The organism is Leifsonia sp. A12D58, from assembly GCF_047530025.1.
Classification (GTDB): Bacteria; Actinomycetota; Actinomycetes; order Actinomycetales; family Microbacteriaceae; genus Cryobacterium.
In genome coordinates this window covers 1-20,993 of sequence record NZ_JBLJAT010000002.1, presented here as the reverse complement: position 1 = coordinate 20,993, position 20,993 = coordinate 1, and the positions used below count along the sequence as shown (strand labels likewise).

21 protein-coding genes are annotated in these 20,993 nt (G+C 60.5%); 5 read left to right on the top strand and 16 right to left on the bottom strand.

Annotation, left to right across the window (positions count from 1 at the left end):
- Positions 1-4: 4 nt before the first annotated feature.
- The 8 genes from ACMT3I_RS05995 to ACMT3I_RS05960 all read right to left on the bottom strand — a co-directional run bounded on the left by ACMT3I_RS05995 (position 5) and on the right by ACMT3I_RS05960 (position 6,497).
- Positions 5-1,012, bottom strand: a complete 1,008-nt coding sequence (locus tag ACMT3I_RS05995) for an urease accessory protein UreD (RefSeq protein WP_414803558.1) — start codon at positions 1,010-1,012, stop codon at positions 5-7.
- Positions 1,009-1,644 carry an urease accessory protein UreG gene (ureG, locus tag ACMT3I_RS05990; protein WP_414803557.1) on the bottom strand — a complete coding sequence of 212 codons (636 nt, stop codon included), beginning with the start codon at positions 1,642-1,644 and terminating at the stop codon, positions 1,009-1,011. Before ureG ends, ACMT3I_RS05995 begins: the two co-directional genes overlap by 4 nt.
- A 56-nt stretch (positions 1,645-1,700) precedes the next feature.
- Positions 1,701-2,396, bottom strand: a complete 696-nt coding sequence (locus tag ACMT3I_RS05985) for an urease accessory protein UreF (protein ID WP_414803556.1) — start codon at positions 2,394-2,396, stop codon at positions 1,701-1,703.
- Positions 2,397-2,402: 6 nt separating this feature from the next.
- Positions 2,403-4,127 (bottom strand): urease subunit alpha, encoded by a 1,725-nt coding sequence (gene ureC, locus ACMT3I_RS05980; protein ID WP_414803555.1) that lies wholly within the window; start codon positions 4,125-4,127, stop codon positions 2,403-2,405.
- Complete coding sequence (locus ACMT3I_RS05975; protein WP_414803554.1) at positions 4,127-4,570, bottom strand: urease subunit beta; 444 nt, start codon at positions 4,568-4,570, stop codon at positions 4,127-4,129. Before ACMT3I_RS05975 ends, ureC begins: the two co-directional genes overlap by 1 nt.
- Complete coding sequence (locus ACMT3I_RS05970; protein WP_414803553.1) at positions 4,567-5,475, bottom strand: hypothetical protein; 909 nt, start codon at positions 5,473-5,475, stop codon at positions 4,567-4,569. Before ACMT3I_RS05970 ends, ACMT3I_RS05975 begins: the two co-directional genes overlap by 4 nt.
- A 3-nt stretch (positions 5,476-5,478) precedes the next feature.
- A complete protein-coding gene (locus ACMT3I_RS05965; RefSeq protein WP_414803552.1) occupies positions 5,479-5,784 on the bottom strand; it encodes an urease subunit gamma in 306 nt (101 codons plus the stop codon).
- 152 nt (positions 5,785-5,936) lie between these two features.
- Positions 5,937-6,497, bottom strand: coding sequence for a dihydrofolate reductase family protein (locus tag ACMT3I_RS05960; protein ID WP_414803551.1), 561 nt, complete (start codon positions 6,495-6,497; stop codon positions 5,937-5,939).
- Between the two features lie 738 nt (positions 6,498-7,235).
- On the opposite strand from ACMT3I_RS05960, the gene ACMT3I_RS05955 reads away from it, so the two are divergent.
- Positions 7,236-7,829: an HdeD family acid-resistance protein gene (locus tag ACMT3I_RS05955; RefSeq protein WP_414803550.1), complete on the top strand. Its 594-nt coding sequence runs from the start codon at positions 7,236-7,238 to the stop codon at positions 7,827-7,829.
- An 88-nt stretch (positions 7,830-7,917) separates the two neighbouring features.
- On the opposite strand, the gene ACMT3I_RS05950 is transcribed toward ACMT3I_RS05955, so the two are convergent.
- Positions 7,918-9,069 carry an alpha/beta hydrolase family protein gene (locus ACMT3I_RS05950; RefSeq protein WP_414803549.1) on the bottom strand — a complete coding sequence of 384 codons (1,152 nt, stop codon included), beginning with the start codon at positions 9,067-9,069 and terminating at the stop codon, positions 7,918-7,920.
- Positions 9,070-9,843: 774 nt separating this feature from the next.
- The gene (locus ACMT3I_RS05945) at positions 9,844-10,608 is read right to left on the bottom strand and encodes an SDR family oxidoreductase (protein WP_414803548.1); all 765 of its coding nucleotides are present in this window, start codon (positions 10,606-10,608) and stop codon (positions 9,844-9,846) included.
- 114 nt (positions 10,609-10,722) lie between these two features.
- Here ACMT3I_RS05945 and ACMT3I_RS05940 point away from each other — a divergent pair, with 114 nt between their 5' ends.
- The 4 genes from ACMT3I_RS05940 (at position 10,723) to ACMT3I_RS05925 (ending at position 13,438) form a co-directional block, all read left to right on the top strand.
- Entirely contained in the window at positions 10,723-11,193 is a 471-nt protein-coding gene (locus ACMT3I_RS05940; protein ID WP_414803547.1) for an NfeD family protein, read from the top strand.
- Positions 11,193-12,167 carry an SPFH domain-containing protein gene (locus ACMT3I_RS05935; RefSeq protein ID WP_414803546.1) on the top strand — a complete coding sequence of 325 codons (975 nt, stop codon included), beginning with the start codon at positions 11,193-11,195 and terminating at the stop codon, positions 12,165-12,167. The genes ACMT3I_RS05940 and ACMT3I_RS05935 overlap by 1 nt, the downstream gene beginning before the upstream one ends.
- 48 nt (positions 12,168-12,215) lie before the next feature.
- On the top strand, positions 12,216-12,983 hold the full coding sequence (locus ACMT3I_RS05930) for a glycerophosphodiester phosphodiesterase (RefSeq protein WP_414803545.1): 768 nt from the start codon (positions 12,216-12,218) through the stop codon (positions 12,981-12,983).
- Positions 12,984-13,072: 89 nt separating this feature from the next.
- Complete coding sequence (locus tag ACMT3I_RS05925; RefSeq protein ID WP_414803544.1) at positions 13,073-13,438, top strand: RNA polymerase-binding protein RbpA; 366 nt, start codon at positions 13,073-13,075, stop codon at positions 13,436-13,438.
- A 39-nt stretch (positions 13,439-13,477) separates the two neighbouring features.
- On the opposite strand, the gene lnt is transcribed toward ACMT3I_RS05925, so the two are convergent.
- The 6 genes from lnt to ACMT3I_RS05895 all read right to left on the bottom strand — a co-directional run bounded on the left by lnt (position 13,478) and on the right by ACMT3I_RS05895 (position 20,936).
- Complete coding sequence (lnt, locus tag ACMT3I_RS05920; RefSeq protein WP_414803543.1) at positions 13,478-15,019, bottom strand: apolipoprotein N-acyltransferase; 1,542 nt, start codon at positions 15,017-15,019, stop codon at positions 13,478-13,480.
- A 9-nt stretch (positions 15,020-15,028) separates the two neighbouring features.
- Positions 15,029-17,479 carry a DEAD/DEAH box helicase gene (locus ACMT3I_RS05915; RefSeq protein WP_414803542.1) on the bottom strand — a complete coding sequence of 817 codons (2,451 nt, stop codon included), beginning with the start codon at positions 17,477-17,479 and terminating at the stop codon, positions 15,029-15,031.
- A gap of 9 nt (positions 17,480-17,488) precedes the next feature.
- Entirely contained in the window at positions 17,489-18,241 is a 753-nt protein-coding gene (gene tatC, locus ACMT3I_RS05910) for a twin-arginine translocase subunit TatC (RefSeq protein ID WP_414803541.1), read from the bottom strand.
- A 47-nt stretch (positions 18,242-18,288) separates the two neighbouring features.
- Complete coding sequence (tatA, locus tag ACMT3I_RS05905) at positions 18,289-18,531, bottom strand: Sec-independent protein translocase subunit TatA (protein ID WP_414803540.1); 243 nt, start codon at positions 18,529-18,531, stop codon at positions 18,289-18,291.
- A gap of 336 nt (positions 18,532-18,867) precedes the next feature.
- Positions 18,868-19,881 carry a helix-turn-helix transcriptional regulator gene (locus tag ACMT3I_RS05900; RefSeq protein WP_414803539.1) on the bottom strand — a complete coding sequence of 338 codons (1,014 nt, stop codon included), beginning with the start codon at positions 19,879-19,881 and terminating at the stop codon, positions 18,868-18,870.
- Positions 19,878-20,936, bottom strand: a complete 1,059-nt coding sequence (locus ACMT3I_RS05895; protein ID WP_414803538.1) for a helix-turn-helix transcriptional regulator — start codon at positions 20,934-20,936, stop codon at positions 19,878-19,880. The genes ACMT3I_RS05900 and ACMT3I_RS05895 overlap by 4 nt, the downstream gene beginning before the upstream one ends.
- Between the last annotated feature and the right edge of the window lie 57 nt (positions 20,937-20,993).

Below are 20,993 nucleotides of genomic sequence, written 5' to 3'. Positions count from 1 at the left end.
CAGGTCACGTCTTTCTGATCGCCGGAGCTGCGAGCCCCGTCACTCGCTCATGAATGAAGCTCCAGAGCGCGGCGGTCCTCCTGGCCATGGCGATGGTGTCATTTCCGAGGGCACGTACCCAGACTCCGACGTCGCCAGGCAGGACACTCACGCCGAATAGGGGATCATCCTGCGCAGTCGTGTCCGTCAATTCGGCGAGGAGTTCATGCAGGCTGTCGGCCAATTCCTGCGCCGGCACCAAGGGAGTGAAGACGTAAAGCATCGACAGCACATCGCGCCCATCGAGCATGGCGAGCCCTTCGACCCCACCGTCCCCAGGCACTAGCCGTACCTTGTCCAACGCGACGAGTGATCCGTCTGGCCTGAACACCTCGAAATCAGACGCAAACACGTCGTAGTGGTGCCGCTCGTCCCTGGCCAGTCGCCCGGCGTACACTGTTTCGCTGACGATCAGGGTGGCCGTCGGATCGAGTTCAACCCTGGTGTGCTGGTAGTACCTGGACCTGGCGAAGGGGATGACCGGGTCTGGCATGTATTCCACATAGGCACCTGCTCCAACCACAAGATTCACGATGGCCGTCGCGTAGTTGCGCTCCATCTTGTAGATCCTGGTGTGGGCCTGCGTCGTGACGTGTGCGGAACTGCCAGGACCAAAGGTCAGGTCAGTTCGGAGTCGATCACCCTGCAGAACGCCCCCACCGGTGGACATGAGGAAGGTGTACGGCATGTCGGGGCGCAGCTCGTCGTAATACAACGGTCGCATGATCTGCAGCGGCGACTTTTGATAGTGGTGCGCGAGCTCTGTGCGATGCTCGCCCTTAGCGAACTCGAGCTGCATGATTCCGACTTTGCCCGGGCTGCCCACGTCGAGGTCGCCCATCGCCTCGTCGTAGCGCAGGACCTCATCTGGTACGCGAGCAGGTTCGAAATGCGCGCGCTGGAGGCGATAGCCGCCGGCAAATTCCGGCGGCTCACTACCAACGTGGTTAATCACTTCGTGCTCGATCGTCATGCCAGTTGTTCCTCGCGCGTCTTACTCCACTCAGCCAGGATCTGATCATGGAGAGCTTGCACCCCATGCCCAGTCAGCGCGTTCGTGAGGACGACCGGCTTGTCGTCACGGACGCGGTGCGCGTCACTTTCCATCACGTCGAGGTCGCAACGCACATATTGGGCGATATCGATCTTGTTGATGACGAGGATGTCGGATTCCGTGATGCCTGGACCTCGCTTGCGTGGCATCTTCTCGCCCTCAGCGGTATCGAGGACAAAAACGAAAACGTCAGCGAGCGCGGGGGAGAAGGTCAGCGTGAGATTGTCCCCGCCCGACTCATAGATGAGCGTGTCGATGTCGGGGAACCGTTCAAGCATTTCGGCGCCCGCGGCCAGATTCATAGTGGGGTCGTCTCGAACTGCAGTATGCGGACATGCCCCCGTCTCCACGCCGACCACCCGTTCCGGATCGAGAACCCCGGCGAGTTCGCGCCGAACGTGGTGCGCATCCTCTTGCGTGTAGATGTCATTGGTAATGACGCCCGGCGTGTGCCCGGATGCAATGAGAAGGGGAACTAAGGCCTCGGCAAGCGCGGTCTTTCCAGAACCGACAGGTCCGCCGATGCCAATACGCAGTACGTGTTCACTCATGGTGTGTGTCTTTCTTTCCTGTAGAGATGCGGATTAAAGCGAGCCATCGGATGCGCTCAACTGGCAAACAGCCTGGCTTCTGCTCGCTCGTGCCTCGCCGACATGACGTCGGCCATGGGCACGCAGCCACCCAGATCTTCGATATGCCGGTTGATGGCCTGGGCGGTCGCCCGCTCAATGGCGGGCGCAACAGCGTTCAATATCACTTGTGCGTCTTGGTGGTCCGTGAGCCGGAGCCGAAGCGCGGCTCCTACGAAGCTCACCGAGAAGGCGAAAAGGTCAGAGGCGACAGCTTGTTCGGTGTCGACGCCGGCACCCGCGTACGCCACGGCAGTTGCGACCGCCTGGCAGCCAGGTGTCGATCGGTCCGTGACCATGCGGCGGTACTCTTCGAGCTCTGCACCGCCGAAGGCCGCCATGGCGACCTCCGTGAACTGACGGCCGCTTCGGACAGAGGCCTTGCGCATCTCCGCATTCAGCTTCGAAGCGAAGAGGCGCTGGTCGACCTCTCGAACGACATCCCACGCTCCTATCCGGGCGGCGCGATGAGCTGCTGCGAGCGCAGTCCCGTCGCCCGGACCGACCGAGTGTATGAGCATTTCGGCAAGCAACGCCTCAACTCCTCCACGCGCTATCAACCTGGCTTGACTGAATCCCTCCAAGCCATGGGAGAGCGTGTAAAAACCACTCGGAAATGCCGAGTCCGACAGCTGCAGGCTGACCAGCAGCCGCCGAACATCAGAGGAAGCCATGATCGACTATGCCAGGAAGAACAACTGGGTCAGCGGAAGTGTCTTCGCTGGCTTGATCGTCGCCGGCTTGCCGTCGTACGTCACTTTGAACGTCTCAGGGTCGACTTCGATGACCGGCAAGGCATTGTTCCTGACCATGCTCTCCTTACCGATGTTGCGGGTCCGCTTCACGGGGAGCACCTTGCTCTCCAGCCCCAACTTCTCGGGGATACCGTTCTCGATTCCGGCCTTCGACATGAACGTGACTCGCGTATTCTTCTGCGCCCGGCCCATGGCGCCGAACATCGGCCGGTAGTACACCGGCTGAGGAGTCGGCAGTGAGGCGTTCGGGTCTCCCATGAGCGCCCAGTTGATCAAGCCACCCTTCACGATGAGCTTGGGCTTTGCAGCGAAGGACTCCGTCGGCCACAGCACGATATCTGCGATCTTTCCGGCTTCGATCGAACCGATGTAGTCGGAGATACCCTGCGTGATAGCGGGGTTGATCGTGATCTTGGCCAGGTAGCGCAGTACCCGGAAGTTATCGTTGCCCTCGGCATCCTCCGGCAGCTTTCCGCGCTGGTCCTTGTTGTGGTGGGCCACCTGGAATGTGCGGGTAAATGATTCACCCACGCGCCCCATCGCCTGCGAGTCGGACGAGATCATCGAGATGACCCCTTCGTCGTGCAGCACCGTCTCTGCCGAGATCGTCTCCGCGCGTACCCGGGAGTCCGCAAACGAGACGTCCTCTGGGATGTCGTGCGACAGGTGGTGGCAGACCATGACCATGTCAAGCAGCTCGTCGACCGAATTCACGGTGTACGGCAGCGTTGGGTTGGTCGATGACGGCAACACATTGGAGTGGCCGGCAACCTTCATGATGTCTGGGGCGTGCCCACCGCCAGCGCCCTCAGTGTGGAAGGTGTGGATGGTGCGTCCGTTGATCGCGTCCAGTGTGTTCTCAACGAACCCAGCCTCGTTGAGGCTGTCCGTGTGCACCGAGATTTGGACGTCGTAGAGTTCAGCGACGTCCAGCGCATTGCTGATCGCGGCCGGCGTTGCGCCGTAGTCCTCGTGCACCTTGAGCCCGGCAGCTCCGGCTTCGAGCTGTTCGATAAGCGCGCCGGGGAGCGACCCGTTTCCCTTCCCGAGGAAACCGAGGTTGACGGGCATGTCCTCTGCGGCTTGAAGCATGCGATGAATATTCCATGCGCCAGGCGTCGTCGTCACACCATTTGTGCCATCTGTCGGGCCGGTACCACCGCCAAAGAGCGTGGTGATCCCATTGGACAGCGCCGCTTGCGCCTGCTGCGGCGAGATGTAGTGGACGTGGGAGTCGATTCCGCCTGCGGTTGCGATCAGGTGCTCGCCAGCGAGTAGCTCTGTGCCTGGGCCGACGACAAGCCGAGGGTCGACGCCGCTCTGGAGCTGGGGATTGCCTGACTTTCCGACACCAACGATCAGTCCGTCCTTGATGCCGATGTCGCCTTTGATGACTCCAAGCACCGGGTCGAGAATAATCGCATTCGTGATGACGAGGTCGAGTACCCCGTTGGCTCCTGTCGCCTGAGGATCGGCACCCATCCCGTCTCGGGCGGTCTTACCGCCGCCATAGACGATCTCATCGCCATAGTGACCTTCGCTGTAGTCCATTTCGATCTCGATGACGAGGTTGGTGTCGGCCAGCCGCACTTTGTCGCCCCGGGTCGGTCCGTACAGGTCCGAGTATTCCTTGCGTGAGATGAGAGCCATTATTTCTTCCCCTTTGAGGTGGTGGCACCAGCGGTGGAACGCGTTGTTGGCGCGCCATCTTCGTACTTCAGTTCCTTCATGCGATCGATCGCCTCGATGCGGGTGCGTTCGGAATCCAGCCCGCCGTCGACGAGATTGTTGAAACCGACGATGTGTCGATTTCCGGCGTAAGCGACGAGCGTCACTTCCTTCGTGTCTCCGGGTTCGAGCCGGACTGCTGTGCCCGCCGGAATATCGAGGTGCATCCCGAATGCCTTCTCCCGCTCGAACCTGAGGGCTTTATTAGCCTCGAAGAAGTGGAAATGTGATCCGACCTGAACTGCACGGTCGCCTGTGTTGCTCACCTTGAGCGTGACGTGATCGCGTCCGGCGTTGATCTCCAATTGATCGCTACCAAACTCATATTTAGGGCTTCCAAGCATGATTTTTCCTCCACCTGTCAATGACTGTGCGTGAATTCTTCTGGGCGCACATCGGACTGATCCGAGTGCGATTCGTGGGTGTGTTCTTCGCTGTGCCCTCCATGTGTGTGGGGGACACCACTGTGCGAGTGGGTGTGCGGGGCCTGCCCTTCTTCGAAGGCGTGGGAGTGGGCAAATCCGTGACCGTGGTCGGCCAGCAGGCCATCTTCGATCCCGTTGTGACCTCGGCCGAGGTTGTGCTCGGCCTCCGCGACGCGTTCCGTGATGATCCGAACGATTGCCTGCTCACTCATCAGCGGTCCGTAGAATTCGGCACCGGATGTCGCTGACGCTGACGCTGACAGGTCAACAGGTGACGTGCGCGCGAACCCAGCAGGAACAATTTCGGTCTCGCCCCGCCCCAGCGCTCGAAAGCGTTGGATGCTTTGGACAACATCGCCGTCGGATTCGTAGCAACAGACTTCGACGTCGTTTCCGGCGCCGTGTGTGCGCACAAGATGGGCCAGTCGATACAGTTCGGCATCGTCGAATGGATTCGACCGAGGCGCCGCGACGATGATGCCGGCACCGGGCCGTCGCGCATGCGTCCTGGTAGCCGCGGTACGCAGCCAGGCGACGAGGTGGTCAGCGGAACCGAATGGCTCGCACAACGTAAGTCGGCCACCTTCTCGTCCTGTCGACAGCCACTGCATCGTTTTGGCCGTATCGGCAACCATCGTTGGATTGCGTCCGAACGTCATGGGCAGCACAGCCACGACACCGTCTGTGGCGTCGAGTGCTCGTGAGACGACATTGTTCAGAGGACGCCCTGGAGGGCTGGGGCGCACGTTGGGCAGTGCGGCCTTGACGAAGTCAAGGTCAGCGCCATCGTCACTCTCGTGCCCGCCGACTAACACAATCCACGACGGTTCCTGGCCGAGCGTCATCCGCTAAACCCCCACTGGGTCATGGCAGGAGACGAGCTTTGTACCGTCAACGAACGTGGCTTCGACTTGAAGCAGGGCGATTCGGGGACGCACGCCATCCATGCAATCCTTCTCCTTGACGATGCCTTTGCCGAGCTCCATACATTCGGCAACGCTTTTGCCATCTCTGGCAGCTTCGAGAATGGCCTCGCTGATCAAGGCCTGGGCTTCGGAAACGTTGAGTTTGGTACCTCTTTCGCGCCGTTTTCGTGCCAGATCCGCGACCTGGTAGATATACAGCTTGTCGATTTCCCTCGGGGTCAGATTCATCTCTGCACTCTCGCTTTCGGCGATATCGCGGGGAGCAACGGTCGTGCCCCTGACGTAGCTAGTGACTCTGCGCCTCACAGTAAGCCGCCAGAGTTGAAAGGTAAATGGGTCACCCGATGCCCGTTTGTGCGTGGTGTTCCGATGCCCTGACGTCAGCGGATGACGAGATAGTGAAGGTGCATCGTGCCGTCTTCGAAGCGGTGTTCGTCACGCAGCGTGAGGTTGACGCGCGACCCATGCGGGAAGAATGGCGTGCCATCGCCGACCAGGATCGGTGTCACGAACAGGTGAATCTCGTCGATGAGGTCGGCGTTCAGTGCCTCGGCTGCGATCTCCGACCCACCAATCGAGATATCGCGCACTGCGGCCGCCTTTATAGCCCTGACGGCGGCAGCATCGAAGGAATGTTCGATGCGCGTGCGCGCGGTCGGCGCCTCAGTCAGAGTGCGGGAATACACGATCTTGTCTGCAGAGTGCCAGATGTCGCTGTACTCCAGGGCAGGGCCAGACAGGGGCAGTTCGTCTGCGGCTGTTTCCCAGAACGACATGACCTCGTACATGCGGCGGCCGTAGAGATAGGTTCCGATCGAGCGCTCGAGCTGATTGACGAAGGAATGAACCTCGTCAGTCGGGGCTGCCCAGTCAAAGTTGCCAGCGGCATCCGCTATGTATCCGTCGAGTGAGAGTAGTGCCGAGCTGATCAGTGCGGCCATGACGAGGCTCCTCTCGCTCCCGTCAGTATGCGCGTGAGCCCCGGCATCGGAAAGCCGGGAGGTCTTACGTGTCACGGGGGTTCATGAACGTCGTCATGCCGTCACATGGTCGGGGGAGAGCGGTTCGAGGCTCGACGAGACACTCCTGAGTATCGCCCGGATGGGCCAGGGGAGTGGTGCGCATTTTCGCGGTGGCGACCGCTGCTTGCGGCCAATTTTCCGTCTCTGGCGGCTTGGCTGCGAGAAGAACGCGCACCCGGCGCCGAGTGGAGTCAGGAAACAGGAAGAACGAACCGACCGAGAGAGCGCTCCGAGCGTCGCCGCATTCATCATGCGGCGACTCTATGGTATTTGTGCGGTTGAATCGGGTAGCCGAGCAACAGATTGCCATGGGCAGATGGAAAACCGTCCCCGTAGGGCCAGCTGGCCCATGACTTGACATAATGTGCATTATCAGCCCAATTAGTAGTTCGCGGAATCTGCTTCTGATCAGGCTGTTCTGATGGTTATGCGTGATCGTCGGCATGAGTACCCATATGCGCATCGGATGATCGCTGCGGCTCGCATGGCGTGAATTACAGCAGCGTTGGCTGAATCAACCAGCTGGTGGACGTTTCGAGGTGCAACACGGACTCACTGGTGCACGTTTGCGACGAATCCTCAGCGTCATCGCTAGGGTGTCGCTCAGATGGACGAAATCATTCGGTTCGTGCACAGGCAGATCAAAGGGAGTCATCAATGTCGAACGATTTTGCAGTATTTGATTTTCGAGTCGATCCGAACGAATTGACCAAGTCGGCTGTCAGCGGCGTGCGTACCGCAATCGCAATCAGCGGTGTCATTGCACTCGTTCTCGGCGTCATGATTCTCGTGTGGCAGGACGCCACGGTTTCGCTCATTGCGATCCTCTTTGGGCTGTACTTCCTGATCGCGGGAATTATTCGCCTCGTTAGGGGCATCTTCGTCGTCGGCGTGGCACCAGGACCCAGGGTGCTCAACATCATGCTTGGCGTCCTCCTCATCATCGCCGGCATCATTTCGATCAGGAATCCGCTCAACTCACTAGTTGTGCTCGGCATGGTCATCGGCATCTCATGGATCATCGAAGGAGTTGCAGCCCTGGTTGAGACCTCAACCGACTCGAGCCGTTGGTTCGGCATCCTGTTCGGCGTGGTGAGCATCATCGCCGGCATCGTCGTACTGCTCTCGCCGGTCGAGTCAATCGGCGTCTTGGTGCTGATCGGTGGAATCTTCCTGGTCATCACAGGGATTTTGCAGCTCATCCAGGCGTTTACTTTCGGCCGCGCGGCAAAAGCGGTGCTTGGTAGCTAATTTTTCTTGACATAACTATATGAGGTTGTCGGCTCTTGCGAGTCGACAACCTCATATAGTTTGGTGGCGTGGGTGACCGTGTGCGGCCTCAACGGGCGTTGTGCGCCGTCGGCAAATAGCGAGCTAACCACTCAAGCACAATGGCGAATCTCTGCTCGCGGTGGCGTGGGCTTCCCTTGCGGGACAGCTCATGATCTTCGCCTGGGAAAATGACAAGTTCAGTCTCAACTCCCCCGCGCTTGAGAGCTGCGTAATAGCGCTCGGACTGACCCAGCGGACATCGGAGGTCGTTGGCGGAGTGCGTCAGCAGGGTGGGGGTTCTGACACTACCGACTACCGATTGCGGGCTCTGGCGTTGAATGTGGGACTGGGTCTCCCCCGCATACTCATCCGTGAAGAAACTGCCGATGTCGGAGGTTCCGATGAAAGCTTCGGGGTCAAGGAATCCTCGTTCAATGACGGACGTCGTGAATCGGTGGTCGTTGGCGATGATCCAGGCGGTCAGGAAACCGCCATACGAGCCGCCCATGATTCCGACCCGTGTTGCATCCAGGGTTGGATCGGTATCGAGAACACCGTCAAGGAAATCAAGCACGTCATTCTGGTCAAGCTGCCCCATGCCGTGCCGGATCGCACGCCCGTGCGCTTGCCCGTATCCTGACGACCCGCGAGGGTTGCACATCACCACCGCATAGCCGGCCGCAGCACAGATCTGGGCCTCGTCGAAGAGGGCGACTGAGTACTGACTAAAGGGTCCGCCGTGGATGCACAACAGCACCGGATGCGCGCCCGGTCCCTCTGTGCTGTGCTCCTTCGGCCGGACGACCCACCCGTGCACAGGGCATCCATCGCGGCCGATAACCGTGACCTCGCGGGAGGGCAGAATATCGTCATCCCGCAGTGATGAACCGAGCCCGGTGAGGCGCCGGATGTGGTTGTCGGCCACTACCGCAACGTCGCCTGACGACATAGCGTCCTGGAAAGCGAAGACAACCTTGTCGCCGACACAATCATGGCCGGTGACGACGAGGGCGGTCGAGGTGATCTGCGAGATCTGGCCGTGGGGTGAGACGGCCATCAGCTGCACGGTTCCGCGTGTCGTGTTCTGCACAATCACTGACCCGTCATCGGTGAATGTGAGTTCCGACGATTCGGCCAGGTCGATGGATTCCTCTGCGGTGAGTCGACGAGGAACGCGCTCCGTCGAGGTGAGGCGAAAGAGTCCGGTGCTGTTGTGCATCCGCGGCGATCGCGAGCTCTATTACACCCGACCGAAGGTCGATATCGCGGGTTGACTGCCGAGCCGAAATCGTAATGAGCGAGGCGCCGTCGGGTGAGAACGCGAGTCCAGCGTGGTCGAAGCCGTCGACCGCCCACGTGAGCTGTCGCGGGATGCCATCTTTTGAGCGTGCCGATCGATGCCGCAACACATCGGCACCATCGGCAGAGGGTGCAGTCTGAGGCGTCGGCGGTGCCCAAACGTTGGGCGTGCGCACGAGGAAAACCTGGGCAGGTCGATCAAATGTGTACCCGACACCATTCGCTTTGTATCGCAGCGTCGTAATGCGCCTGGCAGGCTCGTCACTGGCATCGACCCCTGGGACAGTGCCGTAGCGGCCGTACTCGGGCTCTCGCGCGATGAACGCCAGCGAGCCTGAGTCTGGCGCCCATACGAACTCGGTGACGCCCAATGGCGTTTGTGTGACCTCGACTGGCTCTCCCCCGGCGGCGTCAACCACACAGAGCTGGACCGGGGCGCCTGGATAGGCGCGGAGAAAAGCAAGAAGACGTCCATCTGGCGAGAAGTGCGGCGCCGTGTCCCTGAAACCTCGAGTAACGAGCACCGGAGTCGGATCCCCGACCAGCCTCACACTCCACAGTTGACCGACATAGTCATCGGCCGCCAGATCTGGTCTGGTAACGGCGATGACTGCCCGATCACCATCAGGGTGGATGGTGGGCCGGGAAACTGTGGAGAGCAGAGGGAGGTCGGGAGCCTTCATCTGTTGTGCCGTTAGGTCGTTCTGAAATCTGAGGTGTCGCCGACGTAACGTGTGTTGTCGGCGGGAATGGGCTCAACGGCCGCGAGGGCGATCTCGGCAGCGAATTCGCTGACGTTGTAGAGGCGCCCGGCCGATTCCTTGCGTTCACTGATCGCACCAGGGTTGGCGCGTTCGAGCAGGGTCGCGGTGATCGTGCCTTCGATCATGTCACCTGATACGACAACGAATTCGATGCCCTTCGCCTCGAGCTCGGGTATGAGCGCACGCAGCGCGTCTTCGCCCGCTCGCTTGCTGAGTGCGACAGGCAGGTACTCAGGCATGGTCGGAGTCGACTCGATGAAGTGGGCCTGGTGGCTGGTCACGAACACGACACGCGCGCCGTCACCAAGAAGCGGCAGCGCCGCTTGCAGGAGCTGCACCTGTGCATCGCGGTTCAGCTGCATGGCGTAGTCGGGAGCCATGCCACTCTCCATGCCGCCCGATGCGTTCATCACGAGGATGTCGAGACCGCCTAGTTCGGTGCGGATGGTGTCGAACAAGGTGGTGAGTGACGCTGGGTCGGTGAGATCAGCGCCGACAGTGATTGCTTTGCCGCCCGCTGCCGTGATGGCATCCGCAAGCTTCTGCGCCCTGGCCGCCTTGTTGCGGTAGTTGATGACGACCTGGGCGCCGGCCTCGGCGAAATAACCGACTGTGTCGGCTCCGATGCCCCGCGAGGACCCTGTGACGAGTACTCGTCGTCCTTCAAGTGATCCAGCGGCAAGTGGGTTCGTCACGCGTGCTCCTCAATAAGTGCTTTATCTACGAAAGACGACATTACCAACAAGGCTTCAGTATGCCGTGGCGGTCACCTGCTAGCGTCGAAGAATACGAGATCGGAGGGAAAAAGCATGGACTCGTTCGTAGTTCAATATGGCTGGATCATCTGGCTGGTGCTCATTCTGATCTTTATGACCGTTGAGATGGTCACCCTGGAACTCACGTTCCTCATGATTGCGCTGGGCAGCCTGGGAGGACTGGTCACCGGACTCCTCGGTGGACCCTGGTGGCTGCAATTGATCGTCGCTGCAGTACTGGCAATTGTGCTGCTCTTCGGGATCAAACCACCGCTGCTGCGTGCGCTGAAAAAGGGTGGGGACCCGAGCGGTACCAACGTTGATGCCCTGCTCGGTCTTGACGGACGCGTGGTTGCATCGATCGGTTCCAACGGCGGGCAGGTGAGGCTCGCGAATGGCGAAATCTGGACGGCGCGACTCTCCCCCGGAACGTTGGAACGCGTCGTCGGGCCCGGTGAACGTGTACTTGTTACCGCAATCGATGGGGCGACCGCTGTTGTCGTGCCTGCTGAGAGGGAAATCTAATGGATGCCAGTCAGATCGTGACAACCATCGTCGTCGCAGTCATCATCCTGATCGTTGTGGTCTTCGTCATCGTGACACTGTTCAAGGCGATTCGCATCGTGCCCCAGGCGTCGGCCGGAGTCGTCGAGCGTCTCGGTCGCTACCACAAGACGTTGATGCCGGGCCTGAACATCCTGGTGCCGTTCATCGACAGGATGCGCCCGCTGATCGACATGCGCGAGCAGGTCGTTTCGTTCCCGCCACAGCCGGTGATCACTGAAGACAACCTCGTTGTCTCGATCGACACTGTGGTCTATTTCCAGGTGACGGATGCACGTGCGGCCACCTACGAGATCGCCAACTACCTGGGCGCCGTTGAACAGCTGACGACGACCACTTTGCGCAACGTCGTCGGTGGCCTCAACCTCGAGGAAGCTCTGACCAGCCGCGACAACATCAACGGTCAGCTGAGGGTCGTGCTGGACGAAGCGACCGGCAAGTGGGGAATTCGTGTCGGTCGTGTTGAGCTCAAGGCGATCGACCCGCCCCTGTCGATCCAGGACTCCATGGAGAAGCAGATGCGCGCTGAGCGTGACCGGCGAGCCCTGATCCTGACCGCAGAGGGAACCAAGCAGTCTGCAATTCTCACTGCAGAAGGCGCGCGACAGGCTGCGATCCTCTCTGCCGAGGGTGACGCAAAAGCTGCCGTGCTCCGCGCCCAGGGTGAGGCCGAGGCCATTAAGACCGTCTTCAGGGCAATTCACGATGGTGACCCTGATCCGAAGCTCCTTGCGTACCAGTATCTGCAGACGCTGCCGAAACTCGCCGAGGGAAGCGCTAATAAACTGTGGATTGTGCCGAGTGAGCTCACGGAGGCGCTGAAGGGTATCGGACGCGCGTTCGGGCAGAGTGCAGGCAATGCAGATTCGCCCGCACCGGCTGGTACTCCGGGTGTTCATCCCGCTGCAGCGCCACCGTCTACTCCCGGGACGTAGTCCCGTCATTCGGCGGGCCTAAGGCCAGCCTGAAGGAAACAACGCTCCATGCCATCCAACCTGCGCCCACCATTTCTCTCCGGCAGCGGGCCGCGGGTGTTTGCGCATCGAGGCCTGGCCCTCGATGCGCCTGAAAATTCGTTGCTGGCGTTCTTGAGAGCGCTGAACGCAGGCGCGACACATTTGGAAACCGATGTGCATGCGTCGCGTGACGGCATCGCGATCATCAGTCACGACTCCGATCTCTCGCGCGTCGCTGGCAGAGACGGACTCGTGAGTGACTTCACGCTCGCAGAACTGCACAAGGTGGATCTGGGGCACGGACAATCCTTCGTATCGCTCGGCGAGCTGCTCGAGGCTTTTCCGGAAGCACGGTTCAATATCGACGTGAAATCGGACGATGCGATTGTGCCGACAGCCGAGGCAGTTCTGCGCTACAGGGCCACACATCGGGTGCTGATTTCGTCGTTTTCTGAGAATCGTCGCAGACAAACAGCAAAGCTGCTTCCCGGCGTCGCGACCTCCGCATCGCGCAGCGGAGTCATTCGCGCCGTGCTGTCGGCAAATCTCGGCGCCGCTTGGGCGACCAAGCGGGCATTGCACGGCATCGATGCCGTGCAGATCCCAGTCAGGTTCAGGGGCATATCCCTGGTCACCCCTCAGATCGTCAGGTCCATTCACTCGGCCGGCTGCGAGGTGCATGCCTGGACGGTGAACGATCCAGCGGAGATGAGGCGACTACTCGACATGGGGGTCGACGGACTCGTGACCGACAGGACCGACCTCGCTGTGGCGCTGATTTCCGCTCGAGCCTGAGAATTAACTGCCAGAAGCTAGATAACGGAAAGATAACGCCCAGCTTGATGGTTTAGAACTGTGAATGCATCGCGAGAGGAGACCACACGATGGCAGATCGCAGTTTGCGTGGAATGAGACTGGGCGCACAAAGCCTGCAGAGTGAAGAGGGCGTCACTTTCTCACCACGAGTTAGCCACACCTACCTGTGCGCCGCGTGCGGCCGCGAGACGGTGATGATTTTTTCAGCGGATGCTGAAGCGCCAGATGAGTGGGAGTGCAAGCATTGCTCTCAAGTCGCGACCCGCTTGGTAGATTCCGTGCCTGTCGTTGTTGACCACTCGGACGAAAAGGTAGCGAGAAGCCACTGGGACATGCTGCTTGAGCGTCGAACCCGTGCCGAACTCGAAGAGTTGCTTGAGGAGCGCCTGACATACCTGCGCACACGTCGCGGACAGCAGAAGATCGGCGCATAGCAAGCCGAAATTCATCTGACAGCTACGCTGCAGCCACAACTAAGCGCCGAACTTGTTTCGGCGCTTTTGTGTACCGGCAAGCGCACAGAGCAGGAAACCTGCTAGCCCCAGACCGGAGACCAACCACTCAATCCCGCGCCCAAGCGACATCGCCGGAGTGACGGACGTGCTCAGCGGAACTGTCTGAACCATGACACCGGCCTCCCAGGTGGGCAGCGAGTCGAGAGTCTCACCGTCGGGAGTGATGATCGCACTGGAACCGACAGTCGAGATGTTAACCACTGTGCGGCCGGCCTCGATGGCGCGAAGACGCGCGATTGCCAGTTGCTGCACGCTTTCGTCTGTCGTGCCGAAATCCGCATTGTTGGTTTGCGCGAGAATGATCTCGGCCTTGCCGGAAATCATGTTGTGGATCAGCTGGTCATCGGCGATATCGAAGCAGATAGCGATACCGGCGCGAATGCCATTGATGTCAAAAATGCTGTCCCTGGTACCGATGCCGTAATCCCGAGGGATCAGGTCGATCAGGTCCGGTGCGAACGGACGCCAGAATTCGCGGTCGGGTACGTATTCCCCGAATGGAACCGGGTGCACCTTGTCGTACCAGTCGACTGCACCCTCACCTGCCTTCCAAAGCAGTGACGTGTTGTAGAACACATCGTCCCGCAACGTGATGGTTCCCGCCACGATGGGCGCATCGAGTTTGGTGCTCAGATAATCGAGGACCTTCGCCGACTGTGCGTTCCTGGTCGGGTCGATGTCGCTGCCATTCTCTGGCCAGACCACGAAGTCAAGATCTTCACCGATCAGGGGAAGAGTCGCCGAGGCGTGATCCTGCAAAATCTGGCCTGGGCTGTTCTGGGCGAACAAACCCGCGTCTGAGGCGCCCTGCACCGCGGCCAGACGTGTCGTACCGCTTTGCACGGTCGGCCAGGACGGGAATACGAGTACGAGTGCCACCGATGCAATCGCAATGCCCGACCTCGCCGAGATGGACAAGTCTCCTGCCCGGATCAGCTGCAGCATGAGCGCGCACAGCCAGACGATGACGAAGCTCAGTCCTGACATCCCCACCCACGCGACCAAGGAATTGAATGGGCTCTCGGACTGCGAGATTGCGACGCGGCCCCACGCGAATCCGCCATATGGCCACACGGCTGAGATTGCTTCCCTGGCGGTCCAGAGCCCCGCCACGACAACGGGCACGATGCCGAGTCGGCCGAACGTCGTCGGCCACGCTCGCGGCCCTCTATTCAGCACCACGGCAATCAGGCTCATACCGACAGCGAAGAAGACGCTCTCGAGCCCGGCGAGACCGAGCCACGGGGGCAATCCCAGGTACAGCGTCAACCAACTAACGTGGACGAGCCAGAACGACAGACCGGCCACTGCACCGACCAACAGGCCTGTCCACGGACCGCGCCCGAGCAGCGCAACGAGCATGAGGAATACGCCGACGGGGGCAAGTATCCACCAGTCGCGGTCGGGGAACCCTGCATCGAGGATGACGCCGGCGCCTGCCGCAAGAAGGATGGATGCCCAGAGCGGCATGTTCAGCACTCGGCGATCAGGTTCGGTCACCTCGTTAGCCTAAGCGACAGAGCTGTATGCGACGATTCCGCGTCTGATGGCGTCCATCGCGGTGCGGGCGGTGCGTCCGACGTGGCCATCGGCAACGACTGACAGCTGATCGAGCAGATCGATAGTCTGCTTCGTCCAGCGGACGAAGTCTCCTGCAGCCATGTCGGCTTCGTAAAGTACGTCACCCAGCGACGCTCCCTTTGCCCATTTCCACATTGCAAGGCTCAGGCCGACCGAGAGTGGGTTGCTACCGGGGAGCTTGTTATCGCGTTCGAGGTCGTCGAGGCGGCTCCAGAGGTCTGTTGTTGCGTCGAATGCCGGACGGAATGCACCCTTGGGCAGCCAGCGCTCGTCGGTCATCCCTTCGTCACGCCGGGGTTCGAAGACAAGGGCGCAGGCCATGGCGGCCAGGCTCGGTGCGTCGAGACTGCTCCAGAGCCCCCGGCGCAGTGATTCGGCCACCAGCAGGTCACGCTCTCCGTAGATCCTGCGGAGAATGCGTCCGCTCTCGCTGAGAGACACGCGGCCGTGCTCATCGGATACGAGGTATCCGAAGCCGAGCAGTACGTCAGTCACGCGGTCGAAGACGCGAGCAACAGCGCCGGTGCGTGAACTGATCTGCTTGTTCAGGGCATCTGTCTGTCGTTTCAGTTTCCACCAGCGTTCGGCCCACCTGGCGTGTTGCTCCTTCTCAGGGCAGCTATTGCAGGGGTGCGACCTCATCCGCTTGCGCAGACTCGCGAGTTCGCGTTGGCGCTTTTCCCGCTGCGCACGAGACCCGGTGTCCCCCGCGCTTCCCGCGCGTTCGAGATCGGTGAGAGAACGGCGAATTGCGGCGTATTCAGTGAAGTTGCCGAGGTGGCAGGTCATCGACTCGGCGTAGCCGGCTAGCGATTCCTCCTGCGCACGCACCTTGCGGGCCATGTCGACGACAGCGCGATCCGCCTGGAACTGCGCAAACGACGATTCCAGGATCTGTCTGGTGCGCTCGCGCCCGAACTGATCGATCAGGTTCACTGCCATGTTGTAGGTGGGCTTGAAGCTTGAATTGAGCGGATACGTGCGCCGAGACGCCAGCGACGCCACAGACTGCGGGTCGAGACCCTGCTGCCACTGGATGACGGAGTGGCCCTCGACATCGATGCCGCGCCGGCCTGCACGACCGGTGATCTGCGTGTACTCCCCCGCTGTGATGGGGACACGGGCCTCACCGTTGAATTTCTCAAGCTTCTCAAGCACGACGGTGCGCGCGGGCATGTTGATGCCGAGAGCGAGCGTTTCAGTGGCGAAGACTGCCTTGACGAGCTTCTTCTGGAACAGCTCCTCGACAACCTCTTTGAATGCGGGGAGCAGCCCGGCGTGGTGAGCAGCAACGCCGCGCTCCAACCCATCGAGCCACTCCCAGTAGCCAAGAACGGCCAGGTCTTCGTCGAGCAGGGTGCGGCACCGCTCGTCAACGATCTGTCTGATCTCGTCGCGTTCTGCGGCATCCGTGAGCCTGACGCCTGCGCGAAGCACCTGTTTGACGGCCTGGTCGCAGCCGACGCGACTGAAGATGAAGAAGATGGCGGGCAACAGGTGCTTACCGGCGAGCATCTCGACGATGTCCGCCCTCGGCATTTTTCCAGAATCCTGCTGCGCCCGCTGATGGTAGCTGCCGCGGTCATTTCCGCGCCGGCCAGCGGATGATCTGCTACCGATAGACCGCCCACCGCTTGAAGCCAGCCGAACGAGCTCGGGGTTCACCCGGTTGGTTGCAGCGAGGCCAGACGAGTCGAACAGATCGAGCATCTTGGTCTTGACCAGAACGTGTTGTTCGAGCGGAACCGGCCGCTCCTCAGACACGATCACATCGGTGTCGCCACGGACCGCCTGGAGCCAATCGCCGAATTCTTCAGCGTTGGAAACTGTCGCGCTGAGCGACACCAGCCTGACGGACTGAGGAAGATGAATGATCACTTCTTCCCACACTGCACCCCTGAATCTATCTGCCAGATAGTGCACCTCGTCCATGATGACGAATGCGAGATTGGTGAGCAGATCGGAATCCGCGTACAGCATATTGCGCAGGACTTCAGTCGTCATGACAACGATCCGGGCTCCGGAATTCACGTTCGTGTCGCCGGTGAGCAGGCCAACGTTCTCCGCGCCGTACTCAGCCACGAACTCCTGGAACTTCTGGTTGCTGAGCGCCTTCATGGGCGCCGTGTAAAACACCTTCGCCGCGGGCTGCTGCATCGCGAGGTGAACGGCGAACTCAGCGACGATCGTCTTGCCAGCACCCGTCGGGGCGGCGACCAGCACACTATTGCCCTCTTCGAGAGACACACATGCTGTGCGCTGGAACGGGTCGAGATCAAAGCGCAATCCTGAACGGAATGCTTCCACCTGGGAGTACTTGGCGCGAGTGCGCGCAGCTGCATATTTTTCCGCGGGTGACAGGGAATCGCTTGTGCTCACGTGATAGACCTACAGTGCCAATTCTTGGGTAAAGGCGAGGTTGCGCTTTGCGACTCGACGGTCGTGCAGCCAGGCGATTCCCCACGCGGCGAAGTACAACACGATCATCGGGATCGCGAGCATGAACATCGACACGAGGTCGGCAGACGGTGTGGCGATCGCTGTGAAGAGGACGATGACCAGGATCGCAACGCGCCACGACTTGACGATGGATTCTGCGCTGATCACGCCTGCGAAGTTCAACAGCACGATGAAGACAGGGAGCACAAAGGCGATACCGATCGCCAGCACAAGCTTGAGCACGAAGTCGAAGTACTCGGCTGCCGCGATAAACGCGGCGTCCTGGGCTGGAGCGAAGCTCGTCATCAGCTCAACGATGTGCGGAAGCACGTACCAGCCGGCAGCGCAGCCCGCGAAAAACAACGGAACGGCAGAGAAGAAGAAACCGAAGGTGTACTGCTTCTCTTTGCGGGTGAGGCCAGGAACCAGGAAGGCGAAGATCTGGTAGAGCCACATCGGGCTCGAGATGATGAGGCCAACGTAGAACGCGATCTTCAACTTGAGATCGAACGCTGATGTGATGTTCGGGTAATTGATCTGCGCGTTGCGATCCTGTGCATTCGCGATCGCATACACCGGCTCACGGAGTGCGTCCCAGACAAACTCAGAGAGGAACCAACCGATGATTGCTCCGACGATGATGCCGGCGGCAGCCAGAAAGAGGCGCTTTCGCAGTTCGAGAAGATGCTGCCCGAGGGACATCTTCCCTTCGCCGTCCGTACGCCGGGAGGTGCGCACTGCCATGTGGGCTACGACTTAGTCGTTGAGTCGGTTGAACCCGTGCTCTGCGACGCGTCGGACTGGTTCGGCTGCGCGACATCTGGTGTCGTCGTGCGCTCTTCGGTCTTGTCGGACTTGATCTCGCTCTTGAAGATCTTCATCGACTGGCCGAGGCTGCGAGCAAGGCCAGGGAGCTTGGGTGCGCCGAAAAGGAGCAAGACGATGAAGACGATAACAACGAGGTGCCATCCGCTGAGTGCGTTACCGAGCATGGTCGTCCATCCTTTGATCTGAGGGGGTAGTCAAGAGTTTACCCCGATTCACCAAGTCATCCCTACGTCGTTGACGACGCTCTGCCTTGGCGTATTGGCCTACTTCGCGCTGGTACGCAAGCACATTATGGTCTTTGAAGATGGCGGGACGCGGTGAAGGGGCTTGGAGTTCACTGATGTTGGTTTCGAGCGCGCCGACCTGGGCGCCCAACTTACCGAGGGCATCCGTCGCTTTCATGAGCTTTTTGAAAAGGTTCACGGCGAAGTACGCGAGCATGCCCAGCAGACCGAGGACCAGCCCTGTCCAGATCAGGAGCCACGACCACCACGGCATCATCAGAGAACGCTCTCGGTTGGCGCAGTGTCAGACTCGAGCTGCTCGTATCTGGCGGCTCCAGCAGCGGCCCATGCCGCGACGATCGCCCGTGCCTCCGGCGGGTCGACGACTGTCACGACGCCGGCCAGACCCGCCACGAAGCGTTTCAGCCCGTGATAGTGCGCGACCCTGAGAGTGACGCGCATCCGATCATTCTCTATCGTGCCCGTTGTGCCCTCAGGTACGTAGTCGGCGATCAAGGCGCCTGCAGCGGCCGGGAGTTCGATGTCGACAGTGAGATCGTCAGCCGAGCCGACGAACAGGGAATCGGGAAGCTCGACGTCGCCAGCGTGTTCTGTGATCGCTTCGTTAGTCACCACCGGGTTGCTCATGCGGTCGAGGCGGAACGTGCGCACTGCCTCGCGCAGATGATCCCAGCCGCGCAGGTACCAGTCGTTGTCGACCGACTCGACCCGAAGCGGATCGACGCGGCGACGTTCCTGCTCGCCCCGGGCGTTGAGGTAGTCGAACTCGAGCTGGCGGTTGCCCTGCACCGCAGATTGGATGAGGGCAAGGGTATCGGCTGAGCCGGGCTGAGCTACGGCCAGCTGGCTCGGCGTTGCTGAGGCTCCCCTGGTGAGTTTTGCCATCAGCGACGCGATTGCATCTCGATCGGCGTTCTCCGGCAGCGATGACAGGTACTGCAAACCGGCGATGAGTGCAGCGGCTTCACGTGCCGAGAAGCGTGGAGAATCGTCGATGGCGACCAGATTGGTGAGGATGATTCTGTCGTTGTTCTCGAACTCATCCCACTGAATGTCGAAAAGGTCACCGTGCAGATACTGGTGAGTGTCACCAGGGACACCAGACATGGCGATGAGGTTGACCGCATCCCGCACACGTGCGGGACTGATACCAAAGTGAGTTGCGACATCCGTCACCGTCACCTCGTCGTGATCCATCAAGTAAGGCACAAGGGAAAGCAGGAACGTGAGCTTGTCAGGTGCGCCCAGCGCCGGAGGCTTAGGACTCATCGTGCTGACCCTTCTGAATCTGCTTGAGTGCTGCTGACCTCGGAATGGGCGTCCCTGACGCCGACGAGCCGGGCATATACCGCCTGGCGCAACTCGAGGGGGCTGAGGACGAGCACCTCTGGACCATATCCGGCGAGCTCGTCGGCCAGGATGTTGAGGTCGGTGAAGTGCAGCGTGATCATGTGGTCACCGTGTGCGTTGCGGCTCAGATCGCCGTCGGCGTCGCGCTTACTCAGTCTCACCGCTGCATCCGAATCTGGCGTCACCGAAATTGTCGCGAGATTGCGATTCCAAATGGCGTCAAGTTCGTCAAGCGCCTGAGTCGCCTTTCCGTCGCCATCGGGAGTGAATGACTTGCCCTGCACGACGGCAACAGGACCGACGATGCGCGACAACAGGAATGTACGCGTTGCCTGCGCATTCTGGTCGGTGGCAAACAGGTGCCAACGACCCTCATGAAGAACAACAGCGTGCGGGGCGACTACGCGTAGCCTGGGCGCTGACTCGCCGGGCTTGAGGTAGAGGAACGAGACGATCTGGCCACGGTCCATCGCTTTGCTGAGCGGTTCGAATGAGGTCTCACGCGCACGCAGATGCGGTGCATAGCCGAGCAAGGGGTCGCTTGACTCGACGCCCAGTGAGTTGAGCTTGGTCAGTGCACGCCGCGACTCGGCCGACAGCGAACCCTCCCGCCACACCGTTGCAGCGAGCTTGAGCAGCATGAGCTCGTCCGGCGAGAATGTGAGGTCTGTAGGGAGGTCATACAGGCTCTTCGGGATCAGGTAGCGAAGGTTGTGGTTGCTGCCTGGGTCATCGGGCGGATCAATGGTCTCGAGAGGGATACCGAGCTCTCGGATGTCGTCCTTGTCGCGCTCGAACTGCCGATCCAGGCTGGCATTGTCTCCGCCGATGATGTATCGCTGCCGATAGCCCTGCACTGTCGAGAGAATATCCGACTTGGTCAGGCCGTTCTCCGTCGCCAGCAAGGCGAGGACGAGGCTGAAGAGGCGCTCTTCAACGGTGACGCGGCTGAATGATTCGGGGGTGGTCGACACACTGCGATTCTAAGGGTGGAATGCAGAAGGGCGTGGCAGGCGGAGACCGCCTGCCAC

Bases quoted from the DNA above. Each gene is read 5' to 3' on its own strand.
- ACMT3I_RS05995 (WP_414803558.1), bottom strand. From the start codon at position 1,012: ATGACGATCGAGCACGAAGTGATTAACCACGTTGGTAGTGAGCCGCCG.
- ureG (WP_414803557.1), bottom strand. From the start codon at position 1,644: ATGAGTGAACACGTACTGCGTATTGGCATCGGCGGACCTGTCGGTTCT.
- ACMT3I_RS05985 (WP_414803556.1), bottom strand. From the start codon at position 2,396: ATGGCTTCCTCTGATGTTCGGCGGCTGCTGGTCAGCCTGCAGCTGTCG.
- ureC (WP_414803555.1), bottom strand. From the start codon at position 4,127: ATGGCTCTCATCTCACGCAAGGAATACTCGGACCTGTACGGACCGACC.
- ACMT3I_RS05970 (WP_414803553.1), bottom strand. From the start codon at position 5,475: ATGACGCTCGGCCAGGAACCGTCGTGGATTGTGTTAGTCGGCGGGCAC.
- ACMT3I_RS05965 (WP_414803552.1), bottom strand. From the start codon at position 5,784: ATGAATCTGACCCCGAGGGAAATCGACAAGCTGTATATCTACCAGGTC.
- ACMT3I_RS05960 (WP_414803551.1), bottom strand. From the start codon at position 6,497: ATGGCCGCACTGATCAGCTCGGCACTACTCTCACTCGACGGATACATA.
- ACMT3I_RS05955 (WP_414803550.1), top strand. From the start codon at position 7,236: ATGTCGAACGATTTTGCAGTATTTGATTTTCGAGTCGATCCGAACGAA.
- ACMT3I_RS05950 (WP_414803549.1), bottom strand. From the start codon at position 9,069: ATGCACAACAGCACCGGACTCTTTCGCCTCACCTCGACGGAGCGCGTT.
- ACMT3I_RS05940 (WP_414803547.1), top strand. From the start codon at position 10,723: ATGGACTCGTTCGTAGTTCAATATGGCTGGATCATCTGGCTGGTGCTC.
- ACMT3I_RS05935 (WP_414803546.1), top strand. From the start codon at position 11,193: ATGGATGCCAGTCAGATCGTGACAACCATCGTCGTCGCAGTCATCATC.
- ACMT3I_RS05930 (WP_414803545.1), top strand. From the start codon at position 12,216: ATGCCATCCAACCTGCGCCCACCATTTCTCTCCGGCAGCGGGCCGCGG.
- ACMT3I_RS05925 (WP_414803544.1), top strand. From the start codon at position 13,073: ATGGCAGATCGCAGTTTGCGTGGAATGAGACTGGGCGCACAAAGCCTG.
- tatC (WP_414803541.1), bottom strand. From the start codon at position 18,241: ATGTCCCTCGGGCAGCATCTTCTCGAACTGCGAAAGCGCCTCTTTCTG.
- tatA (WP_414803540.1), bottom strand. From the start codon at position 18,531: ATGCTCGGTAACGCACTCAGCGGATGGCACCTCGTTGTTATCGTCTTC.
- ACMT3I_RS05900 (WP_414803539.1), bottom strand. From the start codon at position 19,881: ATGAGTCCTAAGCCTCCGGCGCTGGGCGCACCTGACAAGCTCACGTTC.